At 69.5% G+C, this 10,537-nt stretch carries 11 protein-coding genes; 6 read left to right on the top strand and 5 right to left on the bottom strand.

Annotated features, from left to right (window positions below):
• The 3 genes from LLH23_00005 to LLH23_00015 form a co-directional block, all read left to right on the top strand.
• Positions 1 to 1,467, top strand: a 1,467-nt coding sequence (locus tag LLH23_00005; protein ID MCE5236856.1) for a DUF2079 domain-containing protein, incomplete at its 5' end; no start/stop codon positions are given.
• Complete coding sequence (gene ruvC, locus LLH23_00010) at positions 1,448 to 1,981, top strand: crossover junction endodeoxyribonuclease RuvC (GenBank protein MCE5236857.1); 534 nt, start codon at positions 1,448 to 1,450, stop codon at positions 1,979 to 1,981. The genes LLH23_00005 and ruvC, both read left to right, overlap by 20 nt.
• Positions 1,982 to 2,493: 512 nt before the next feature.
• On the top strand, positions 2,494 to 3,111 hold the full coding sequence (locus LLH23_00015; GenBank protein ID MCE5236858.1) for a hypothetical protein: 618 nt from the start codon (positions 2,494 to 2,496) through the stop codon (positions 3,109 to 3,111).
• Between the two features lie 328 nt (positions 3,112 to 3,439).
• Here LLH23_00015 and LLH23_00020 read toward each other — a convergent pair whose 3' ends face one another.
• Positions 3,440 to 3,607 carry a hypothetical protein gene (locus tag LLH23_00020; protein ID MCE5236859.1) on the bottom strand — a complete coding sequence of 56 codons (168 nt, stop codon included), beginning with the start codon at positions 3,605 to 3,607 and terminating at the stop codon, positions 3,440 to 3,442.
• A gap of 89 nt (positions 3,608 to 3,696) precedes the next feature.
• Between LLH23_00020 and ruvB the strand changes: the two genes are divergently transcribed.
• The 3 genes from ruvB (at position 3,697) to LLH23_00035 (ending at position 7,825) form a co-directional block, all read left to right on the top strand.
• A complete protein-coding gene (ruvB, locus tag LLH23_00025; GenBank protein ID MCE5236860.1) occupies positions 3,697 to 4,755 on the top strand; it encodes a Holliday junction branch migration DNA helicase RuvB in 1,059 nt (352 codons plus the stop codon).
• A gap of 71 nt (positions 4,756 to 4,826) precedes the next feature.
• The gene (locus LLH23_00030; GenBank protein ID MCE5236861.1) at positions 4,827 to 5,825 is read left to right on the top strand and encodes an alcohol dehydrogenase catalytic domain-containing protein; all 999 of its coding nucleotides are present in this window, start codon (positions 4,827 to 4,829) and stop codon (positions 5,823 to 5,825) included.
• Between the two features lie 5 nt (positions 5,826 to 5,830).
• Positions 5,831 to 7,825 (top strand): hypothetical protein, encoded by a 1,995-nt coding sequence (locus LLH23_00035; protein MCE5236862.1) that lies wholly within the window; start codon positions 5,831 to 5,833, stop codon positions 7,823 to 7,825.
• A 105-nt stretch (positions 7,826 to 7,930) separates the two neighbouring features.
• Here the strand turns inward: LLH23_00035 and LLH23_00040 are convergent, their stop codons facing one another.
• The 4 genes from LLH23_00040 to LLH23_00055 all read right to left on the bottom strand — a co-directional run.
• Positions 7,931 to 8,152: a hypothetical protein gene (locus LLH23_00040; protein MCE5236863.1), complete on the bottom strand. Its 222-nt coding sequence runs from the start codon at positions 8,150 to 8,152 to the stop codon at positions 7,931 to 7,933.
• Positions 8,149 to 9,423, bottom strand: coding sequence for a hypothetical protein (locus LLH23_00045; protein MCE5236864.1), 1,275 nt, complete (start codon positions 9,421 to 9,423; stop codon positions 8,149 to 8,151). The genes LLH23_00040 and LLH23_00045 overlap by 4 nt, the downstream gene beginning before the upstream one ends.
• Positions 9,424 to 9,492: 69 nt before the next feature.
• Entirely contained in the window at positions 9,493 to 10,080 is a 588-nt protein-coding gene (locus LLH23_00050) for a hypothetical protein (protein MCE5236865.1), read from the bottom strand.
• 49 nt (positions 10,081 to 10,129) lie between these two features.
• The coding region (locus LLH23_00055) for a HEAT repeat domain-containing protein (protein ID MCE5236866.1) at positions 10,130 to 10,537 on the bottom strand (408 nt) is incomplete at its 5' end.

Consider the following 10,537-nt stretch of genomic DNA (forward strand, 5'->3'; position numbering starts at 1 on the left):
GCCATGGGCAACGCCTGGCGCGCGTTCCACTGGCAGGACAGCGCCAACATGGCCCTGATCGGCTTCGACCAGCCCCCGCTGATGGCCCTGCTGTTCGTGCCCTTCGCCGCCTTCGCGCCGCAGATGCTCGTGTCGGGCCTGGCTGCGCCGGTGCTCGGCGCCATCTTCCTGGGCCTGAGCACGCTCATCATCTGGCGACTGGGCCGCAGCCTGGGGCTGCCCTGGTGGCTGGCACTGGTCCTGTGCGGCGTGTTCGCGCTGCATCCGCTGGTGCTGAGCTACGCCATGCTCGGCTCGCGGGCGATGGTCCTGACCTTCGGGCTGCTGGGGCTGAGCGCCTCGCTGGTGAGCTGGCAGCGCGAGCAGCGCGTGCGTGACGTGCTGACAGGCAGCTTCTTCGCCGCCGCAGCGCTGCTGCTGGCCTATGAGACCGTGGTGCTGGTGGTGGCCGCGGCGCTGTACCTGGCGATCTTCTGCCGCCGGGAGCGAGACCGCGAGCCCGCCAAGGCCGAGGGGCTGCTGATCGCCTTCCTGATGCCGGCAGCCTATGTGGCGCTGGTGTGGATCGGCGCCAACTGGGCCATCATGGGCAACCCCTGGCACTTCTGGCCGGCGCCGCCCGAGATCCTCGAACACCAACTGCAGCAGCCGGAGGTGCTGTCGGCGGCGCTGGCCGTCGCCCTGGCGGCCAACCCGCTGCTCCTGGCGCTGCTGTACCATGGCCTGCGCCTGAAGCTGGCGGGCTACACCGCGCCGGCGGCGTATCTCCTGCTGGCGGCGCTGGCGGCGGTGCTGCTGATGCCACACCTGTCCACGATGCCGCAGGGGGCCAGTGCCTGGGTGCAGCAGTTCTCTGTGCCTGCGGCGGCGCTCGGGGTTGGGGTCGTGCTGGTCGTGGCCCTGGCCGCGCAACTGCTCGAGGCCGGGCGGAGCGGCCAACTGCGCCAGGTGCTCTCGCCGGGGCTGCTGATCGTGGCCTGCTGTTCGGTCTTCGTGTCCGTGACACAGCACGAGCGCCTGCCGCGCAGCATTCGGGTGGTGCTCGCCGGGCAACCTGCCTTCGCACGCGACGTGACGGGCGAATGGGCCCTCGCCGACCGCCTCAAGGAGGCGTGGAACCCCGCGCTGGGGCACCTCGTGCGTGGCGAGCAGGCCTATGTCGTCGCCCTGCGGGCGGAGGCCCGGCAGAACGTGGTCGTGCTGAATGAGCGCGCCGATCTGGTGGGCCGCCCGCTCGCCCTGGGCCCTGGCAGCTACGTCGCGCTCGTGGAGGACATCCTGAGCGAGGCGGTGGCACAGCGGGTCCGGCCTCTGGCGCTGGCACCGGCATGGCCTGAGACGCCTCCGCACGGCCTGGCATGGGCCGTGTACCGGGTCCAGACTGGTCCGCCGGGCGGCATTGGACAGCCCGCTTCCCCCGGTGCTATAATCGCCCCCGGTGCCCCCCATGCGAATCCTCGGCGTTGACCCCGGGCTGCAGATCACGGGCTACGGCCTGATTGAGGCCGACGGGGCCACGGTAAGGCTGCTGGAGGGGGGCGTGGTGCGGCCGGACACGAGCCTGTCGCTGGAGCGCCGCCTGCTGATCCTCCACGAGAGCATCAGCGCCATCATGGGGGAGTTCCAGCCTGACTATGTGGTCGTCGAGGAGCTGTACGCCAAGTACGCGCACCCGCGCACGGCGATCCTGATGGGCCACGCGCGGGGCACGATCCTGCTGGCCGCCGCGCAGCGCGGCATCCCCTTCTGCGGGTATGAGGCCTCGCTGGTGAAGCGGTCGCTGACAGGCAACGGCCGGGCCCCGAAGGCGCAGGTGGCGCACATGGTCTGCCACCTGCTGGGCCTGGCGACCCCGCCGTCGCCCGAAGACGTCACCGATGCGCTGGCCCTGGCGCTGTGCCATGCCAGCCCGGGCCGCCAGGTCTTCCAGCGCGCCAAGGGCCGGCGGGGCCTGCCCGAGGCGATTGCGCGACAGTTGTGAACGGCGGCCCCTGCGGGGCGCGCACGGGCGACGGTGACGGAGGTGGGGGGGCCGCGTTCCCGTGGGCTTCCGCCCACGGCTACGTACGCAGCCCCCTTCGGGGGCTAACGGCTGCCACCCGTGGCATGTCGGGTGTTGTGGCTGGTACTATGAACGGCGGCCCCTTCGGGGCGCGCACGGGCGACGGCGACGGAGGTGGGGGGGGCCGCGTTCCCGTGGGCTTCCGCCCACGGCTACGTACGCAGCCCCCTTCGGGGGCTAACGGCTGCCACCCGTGGCATGTCGGGTGTTGCGCGTTGTACGTCGCAGGTCCGGTGTCGTCCGTCGCATGTCACATGTTGAGCATTGTACGCGGTGCGTCAGGTGTTGGGTGCCGTTGTCGCTTGGCGTTGGCCGTTCGCGCCGAAGGCGCCGTCGCATGTAGCCGTGGGCGGAAGCCCACGGAACCAGGCCCGCCCGATCCTGGCGCCCCGAAGGGGCCGCCGGGGTGCAGGAGCTAAGGAAGCTCACACATGATCCGTCGCATCCGCGGGGAACTGGGCGCCATCACACCGGAGACCGTTGAGCTGCATGTCAACGGTCTGTGGTATGAGGTCGTGCTGCCGCCGGCCAGCGCCGAGCACCTGGCCGAGCGCGAAGCCGGCGCTGAGACCGAGCTGTACACCTTCCAGTTCCTGCAGATTGACGGCGTGCGCGGGACGCCGGTGCTGATGGGCTTTGAGACGCCCGCCCAGCGCGACTTCTTCGAGCGCCTGCTGGAAGTCCCGCGCTTCGGCCCGCGCAGCGCCATACGCTCCATCAGCATTCCGGTCGCCACGTACGCGAAGGCCATCGAGATCGGCGACACGAAGATGCTACGGTCGCTGCCGGGCGTGGGCGCTCAGAAGGCCAAGGACATCGTCGCCACGCTGCAGGGCAAGGTGGGGCGGTTCATTGATGTGGCCGAGGTCGAGTCGGCCCGCCCGCCGGCTGCGCCACCCGAGTCGGACGCCGAAGAGCAGGCCCTGCTGGTCCTGGAGCAGCTCGGCATGACCCGCGCCGACGCCCTCCGCGCCGTTCTGCACCTGCGCGAGACGCAACCGGACCTGAAGACGGCTGACCAGATTGTCAAAGCAGTATTCAGACGCTAGCCGAACCGCAGGCCCTGCCACGGGAACGCCCCATGACGCCGGTCCTTCGGAGGGTTGGGATACCATGTCAGAGGACTGCTGGGATAGTGTGCAAGCTGCTGGAAGGCTCGTCTCCTTCCTGGACGCGATGCTGAAGGACACACATCATCCTCTGCGGTCGACCGATATTGGGAACACGGCATCCTGTCGCCAAGGCGATGGGCCTGAGTACCTGTTCCGATGGTCTGCCACTGTCCCAGACGGGCGAGGTCCGTCCGAGTTGGCCGAGGCAGTCCTAGACGAAGCGCGGGATACTGGCTACGCATGTCGCGTTCATCACGAGAGAACTTCACGAGTTGCCACGCCCGTTCTGATTGTGGTGGATGACCACTGTCTCGCCACGGAGGTGAGATTGCATGTCATTGCCGAGGCCGCGCGCGGTCTGGAGCATTGCCATGTGGTCTTCCTTGATCGCGCCGACCTGGAGGAACAGAACGCCGCTGCGTTGGAGCAGCATCTTGACCTCTCGGCGGCAAGCCCGAATGTGCCACCCCTGGCAACGCGAAGCGCAGCACATGAGACGTGTTGAGGCTACCGGACACCACAATGTCACATGATGATGCCTCCCGACAACGCATCGTGGGCGGCGAGGAGCGCCGCGAGGACAGCGACGAACTCGCTGCCCTGCGCCCGCAGACGCTCGCTGAGTACGATGTCGGCCAGACCCGGCTGATCGAGAACCTGCGGGTGGCCATCACCGCCGCGCGGCAGCGTGGCGACGTGCTCGACCACATCCTGTTCGACGGCCCGCCCGGCCTGGGCAAGACGACCCTCGCGCACATCATCGCCAACGAGATGGGGGCCGAGCTGCACCGCACCTCCGGCCCGGCGCTCGAGCGCGCCACCGACCTCGTCGGCATCCTCACCAACCTCAAGCGCGGCGACATCCTCTTCATTGACGAGATCCACCGGCTCCCGCGGGTCGTCGAGGAGTACCTGTACCCGGCGATGGAGGACTTCCGCATTGACTTCATCGTGGACAAGGGGCCGTACGCCAAGACGATCCCGCTGACCATCGAGCCCTTCACGATCATCGGCGCCACCACGCGCGCCGGGATGCTCACCGGCCCGCTGCACGAGCGTTTCGGCATCTTCCACCACCTGGACTTCTACAGCGTCGAGCAGCTCGAGAAGATCGTGCGGCGCTCGGCGCGGTTGCTGGACATCCCCATTGACGCGGGCGGCTGCCACGAACTCGCGGCGCGCTCGCGCGGCACGGCGCGGGTGGTCAACCGGCTGCTGCGGCGCGTGCGCGACTACGCGCAGGTCATGGGCGATGGCAGCGTCACCCGCGAGATCGCCTCGGACGCCCTCACGGCCATGGGCATTGATAACCTGGGCCTCGACCCGCTCGACCACAAGTACCTGCTGACGATCATCGAGTACTACCACGGCGGTCCCGTGGGCCTCAACGCCATCGCGGCGACGCTATCGCAGGACTCGGGCACGCTCGAGGATGTCGTCGAGCCATACCTGCTGAAGATCGGGTTCATCATCCGCACCTCGCGGGGCCGCCAGGCCACCGAGCGCGCCTACGAACACCTGGGGATATCCCCCGATCAGGCGCCCCGGCCCGCGGACATGCGGATGGACTTCGACCAGTAGCGGCGCGGTTCATCGCGCCCTCATACCGTCTGACACCGGCGCGATGAATCGCGCCTCTACAGGTATTCCCCATGAGAGCCGCCGCCGCCACCGGCCCGAAGGCCATCAGCATCCTTGACGTCCCCGAGCCCCAGTTGACGCCTGACGCCTGCGTGGTGCGCATCGCCGCCTGCGGCATCTGCGGCGCCGACCGCGGCCACTGGGAACACGGCGGCCACGGCTCGGGCCCCGACCCGGACCCCTTCTTCGGCCATGAGGCCGTGGGCGTCATCGCCGAGGTCGGCGCGAACGTCGAGCGCTGGCGCGTGGGCGACCGCGTGGCCATGTACAACGTCATCGGCTGCGGACGCTGTCGGCATTGCCTGCGCGGCGAGGAGAAGTACTGCCTGACCCAGTCCGTCGTGGGCCAGGGCTTCCGGGAGGCCGCGCTCGTGCCGGCGGCCAACCTGCTGCCCCTGCCCGATTGGCTGGATTCCGTGTCGGGCACCATGGCGACCGATGTCGTCGGGACCGCGTTGCGGGCAGTCCGACAGTCCGGCTTGCAGCCCGGCGCCGTCGCGGGGGTATGGGGCTTGGGTCCCATCGGGCTGATTGCTGCCCTGGGCGCGAAGCTGTGGGGCGCGCGTCACGTCTTCGGCTTTGACCTGTGCGCCAGCCACCGCGCGATCGCCGCGCGCTATGGTGTGGATGTCGCCCTCGACCCCGCCACGGACGATGTGGCGGCGGCCGTCCGCGAGTTCTCCCCCGACGGCCTCGACGTGGCCCTCAACACCGTCTGGAACAGCACCGTCGCCCAGCAGGCGTATGACCTCACGGCCTTCGGCGGCACCGCCGCGATGGTCGTGTCGGGCCCCGAGAAGCTGGACTGGTGGCACGAGCGCCGCGTCACGGGCGCGGGCTACTTCACCAAGCCCGAGTACGCCGAGAACCTGCGCCTGATCGAGAGCGGGCGCATCCCGCTGCAGCCCCTCGTCAGCCACGTGTTGCCCCTGGACCGCATTGACGAAGCCTTCCGCCTGCGCTTCGATACCCCCGACCAGTCCCTGAAGGTCGTCATCACCATGGAGTGACCGACATGCGCGCCTGGCCAGCCCTTCTGCTGCTGCTCGCCTCACCGCTGCTCGCCGATGAACTCGTGGAGTGCTCGATCTTCAAGTCGTTCTACCGGCCGACCGTCACCATCCAGTGGGAGCTGAAGGCCCCCGCGAGTCAGACGGGCCTGTACCGCCTGTCCGCCTCCCTGCGCGCCGAAGCTGCGCGTGAGACGCTCCAGCAGAAGAGCCTGGCACGCCTGCCGGGCGCGAAGGGCACGCTGGCCTTCGACACGACCAGCCTGCCGCTCGGGCGCTATGCCGTGGACGTGACCGTCAGCGACCAGGGCGGCAAGACAGTGCGCGAACAGACGCTGCTGTTCCCCGTGCTGGCCGACCCGCAGGTGAAGTCACGCCTCGTCACGGTCCGCCCGTCGGACAACATGCTGATCGTGCAGGGGAAGCCCTTCTTTGCGCTGGGCATCTACGAGAGCCCGGGCGCCGAGGCGTACATGAACAAGCTGGCCGACGCCGGCTTCAACCTGTGCCACGTGCCGGGCGGGGCCTCGCCGGTCCTGGCGAAGCTGCTGGACACGACCCTGGCCCACGGGATGCGCGTGTGGATCAGCGCCTCGCACCTGATGGACTTCTCCAAGGACGCCGAGAAGCGCCAGGCGCAACTGACAGCGATGGTGCAGCAGGTCGGCAACCATCCCGGCCTGCTGTGCTGGGAGAGCATTGACGAGCCCGCGTGGAGCAAGCAGAGCGCCGACGGCCTGTACGACGGCTACTGCTTCCTGCGTCAGCTCGACCAGCAGCACCCGATCTGGACCAACCACGCCCCGCGCAACACGATCCTGGAACTGGCCCACTTTAACCGCGCCACGGACATGGGCGGCCTGGATGTCTACCCCGTGCCCGAGCCGCAGACGCAGTCCGACCTGCCCAACAAGACCATCAGCGTCGTCGGCGATGAGGAGGACAAGAACATCGCCGCGGTGCATGGCGAGAAGCCCATCTTCATGGTCCTGCAGGGCTTCGCGTGGGCGGAGTTGAGCAAGCCCAACCCGGCCAAGCCGCCCGTCCCGCCGACCTTCGCCCAGTCGCGCTTCATGGCCTATGACGCCATCGTCCACGGCGCGAACGGGATCCTGTACTGGGGCAGCGCCTACACGAAGAAGCCCTCGCGCTTCTGGTCGGAGTTGCGGTCGCTGGTGAGCGAGTTAGCGGCGCTGCGGAGCGTGCTGGCCAGCGAGAGCCTGCGCGGGACAGGCGCGGCGAAGGTCAGTGGGGGAAAGGGCCTGCGCCTGATCCACAAGCGCGTGGAGGGCTACAACTACGCGCTCCTGGTCAACGAAAAGCCCGATCCCGTGAAGGCGACGGTGACGCTGGCGGGGGTGAAGACGAAGCAGTGGCGCCGGCTGTTTGAGCAGGGAACGTACGCCTTGCAGGGCGGCAAGCTGGCGCTCCGTCTGGACGGCTATGGTGTGGCGGTGCTCAGTGACAACCTCAAGTTCACCGACCGGCGCAAGGACTACTCGGCCGAGTGGGTCAACGCGGCGAACGTGCCGGAGCCGGTGCTGACCGAGCCGGGCAACCTCATCGCCAACCCGGGCTTCGAGGTGGACAGTGCGGGCGACGGGATGCCGGACGCCTGGAACGCCAGCCTGGCGCTGACGGCGACGCTGAGCGACACGGCACACTCGGGCCAGAAGTCGCTACGCCTCCAGGCCCTCGGCGGCGACCTCGCGCCCCTGGCGGTGCTGCGCCACGTAGACGTCAAGGCTGACCAGAAGTACCGCTTCAGCGCCTGGGTGAAGACCGAGGGCGTGGTGGAGGTGCGTTTCTACACCGAGTGGGTCACCGACACCTTCCACGCGCACTGCCTGCCGTGGACGAAGGGGCCGGGCGAGTGGCACAAGCTGGAGTTCGAGTTCAAGGGCGTGCCGGACCCACAGGGCAAAGCCTACGGGGTGGTGCAGGTGAGGGGCGAGGGCGCGGCCTACTTCGATGACGTGAAGCTGGAACCGATCGAGTAGCCGGCCGGGGATGGAGCAGGGGCCCGGGTGGCCTGGGAGCGCGGCTCTCCAGAGCCGCCCAGCCGTCCCGGGGCACGCCTGCGGCTCTGGAGAGCCGCGCTCCTGCTACGGCGTCGGCGGCGTGTCGGACTTCGCGTGGCACTCCGGCTTGGCGTGCTTGGGCTCGAGGTGGTCAATGGCCTCGTCGAGCCCGCAGCGAACCGCCCGCAGTAGCTCCACCCCGGCCAGCCGCAGGTGTCGCACCGACGGCGCCTTGGCCAGCTCGCACAGGAACTCGTCGGCTCGCTTCACGAAAGTATCCACCGGGTCATGCGGGTTCGGGTTCATGGTTGCTGTGTCTCCTTTGCCGGGCGGGCTGTGGCCAGGATGAGCAGGCCCCGGATGCGCTCCCGCCGCGACAGCACCTCGTTGGTCAACTCGACCGCCCGTGCCGCGTCATACTGCGCCAGTTGGGGCAGCATGTCCATCAGCGTCTCCTCACGCGCCTGCCAGTCTGACACATCTTCGAGCATCCGCAGGGCCTCGGCCGGCTGCGTACGCGCGAGCCGCACGACGATCCGCCGCAGCGCCTCCCCCGCCAGCTTCTCATCCTCCACCTGCTGTAGCAGCGCCAGAGCGTCGGCCATGGCCTGAGGGGCCAGGGCCACGGCGACGTCGGCCCGCAGGGCATCGCGCTCCGCCTGCCCCATGGCCTCGGCCCCCGACAGGGCCGAGCGTGCCATGCCCGCCGCCGTCTCCGGCTGCGAGCCCGCCAGGGCCGCCGCCAGGGCCGCCATCGCCAGGGCGCGCTGTGTCGTGTCGTGGATACGGGACATGACCTGCATGGCCAGATCGGGGCTGCTTCCGGCCAGGGCCTCGCAGATGCGCCGGCAGCAGGCTTCGCGCAGCGGCGCATTGCCGATCAGGTCGGCCTCCCCGAGCGCCAGGTCGAGGTTGAAGGGGGCCCACTGCACGGCCACTTCGCTGCGCGCGAGCTGCACGTTCTCGTCCGGGTCGGCCGGCGGCAGTAGTCCGGCAGCTTCCGCAAACAGCTCCTGGGCTGCCCCCGGGTCCTTGGACGCCAGCGCCACGGCGATGTCACGGAGAGCGGCGGCGCGGAAGATGGGGGCCTGAATGGTGCGGGCCGCTTCGCCAGCCTGGCCCATCGTCTTGCGCGCCAGAGCATCATCCCGGCCGAAGAGGGCCAGACCGATCTCGCGCAGCGCGAGCGCCTTCTGGGCTGCGTACTGCAGCGCCGCGGCCTGCGTGAGGGCCTTGTCGAACATGGCGCGGGCCTGGTCGGGGGAGACGGGCCAGAAGCGCAGCCCCAGTCCGCGCCATGTCAGTGGCGCGGCCACGGGCGGGTCAGTGATGGTCTCGGCGGCGCGCACCGCCTGGGCCCACGTCTTCTCCCAGCGGGCGTCGCCGGCCTGACGCCAGGCGAGGGCCACATCGGCCAGCGCGATCGCCCGTTGCGCGGGGTCGCGCAGGCGCACTGCCTCCCGCTCCGCCTGGGCGATGAGGTCAGGCGCCGCCGGTGACTGCGCCCACGCGCCGGCGCACAGGGCTGACAGCGTCAGCAGCAGGAGCACTCGCCTCGGGGTGTGCGTGTTGCGCATGGCTTCCTTCAGTGCTGAGCAAAAGGGCCGAGGCGTGTGGCCCCGGCCCGTATCTCGCGGCGAACGCGGCTATACTTGCGCCAGCGGCGGCGCGTCGGGCAGGTTCTCTCGCGGTCCCTGCAGGTCGCCCATGGGGATGTCGAACTTGCGGCCGACCGAGAAGTAGCCCAGCTTCTCCAGCCCCTGCTTGGCCATCTCGCGCACCACCAGGGCCGGCTTCTCGCCGATCTTGGCCCCGCTCTGGGCGGTCTGCAACGGTGCGATGGCCCGGCGATCACCAATCTCACCCAGCACCCACGCCGCACGGCCGCGGAACGGTTCGGCCAGGTGGGCGTTGTTGAGCACCTTGCCGACCTGATCCACCACCGGGTTCGGCTTCTTGGCGTCTGGCTCCCTGACCTCGCGGCCCTTCTTGACCAGCGCCACGCCGGCCATGTCACACAACTCGTCATCGCCCTCGAGGACATCCACCAGCGAGTCAATGGCCCGCTCGTCATCCAGGTTCGCCAACGTCAGCACCGCGCGCTCGCGCACGGCCTTGTCCTGGGACTTGATGTCCTCGGTGAGCCTTTCCATCGGATCAATGGAGCAGCCGGCCATGGCCGCCAGCACCAGGGCGAGCGCAACCAGGATCCGGATTACGGGCACTTGTCGCATCGGATGCCTCCAACTCACTAGCGTCAGACGAATGGCCCCCCTGCCGCGTCTACTCCGGCAGCCGCAGCAGTTCTGCAGTCTTGTCGGCCGCCTTGCGGGCCCAGTAGTCATCGTCATCCTTGGCCTTGTTCACGGCCGCGGCGACGGTCGCCTTCATGTCCTCAGGCGGGCTCGTCTGCCCCAGCGCGTGGATGCAGGCGACGCGGACGTCGCCGACCTCGTCGTTCAGGGCCGCCAGCAGACCCGTGACCGCCTTGCTGGCAGCCTCCTCGTCCTCGGCCGCAGACGCGACATCGCCCAGCGCCATGGCGGCCGCCACGCGGACCTCGGGATCGGGCTCGGCGTCGCTGGTTGCGACAACCAGGGCCTCAATGGCGGCGGGGTCGCGGAGCGCACCCAGGGCCCGGGCGACGGCAATCCGCAGCGGGATCGTCGTGTCGGGCGGGGGGGCGGGCGC

The sequence above is a fragment of the bacterium genome (assembly GCA_021372615.1).
Taxonomy (GTDB): Bacteria; Armatimonadota; Zipacnadia; order Zipacnadales; family UBA11051; genus JAJFUB01.

Coding starts and splice junctions, on each gene's coding strand:
- LLH23_00045 (MCE5236864.1), bottom strand. CDS start 9,423: ATGCGCAACACGCACACCCCGAGGCGAGTGCTCCTGCTGCTGACGCTG.
- LLH23_00040 (MCE5236863.1), bottom strand. CDS start 8,152: ATGAACCCGAACCCGCATGACCCGGTGGATACTTTCGTGAAGCGAGCC.
- ruvB (MCE5236860.1), top strand. CDS start 3,697: ATGTCACATGATGATGCCTCCCGACAACGCATCGTGGGCGGCGAGGAG.
- ruvC (MCE5236857.1), top strand. CDS start 1,448: ATGCGAATCCTCGGCGTTGACCCCGGGCTGCAGATCACGGGCTACGGC.
- LLH23_00050 (MCE5236865.1), bottom strand. CDS start 10,080: ATGCGACAAGTGCCCGTAATCCGGATCCTGGTTGCGCTCGCCCTGGTG.
- LLH23_00020 (MCE5236859.1), bottom strand. CDS start 3,607: ATGCTGCTCCAACGCAGCGGCGTTCTGTTCCTCCAGGTCGGCGCGATC.
- LLH23_00015 (MCE5236858.1), top strand. CDS start 2,494: ATGATCCGTCGCATCCGCGGGGAACTGGGCGCCATCACACCGGAGACC.
- LLH23_00035 (MCE5236862.1), top strand. CDS start 5,831: ATGCGCGCCTGGCCAGCCCTTCTGCTGCTGCTCGCCTCACCGCTGCTC.
- LLH23_00030 (MCE5236861.1), top strand. CDS start 4,827: ATGAGAGCCGCCGCCGCCACCGGCCCGAAGGCCATCAGCATCCTTGAC.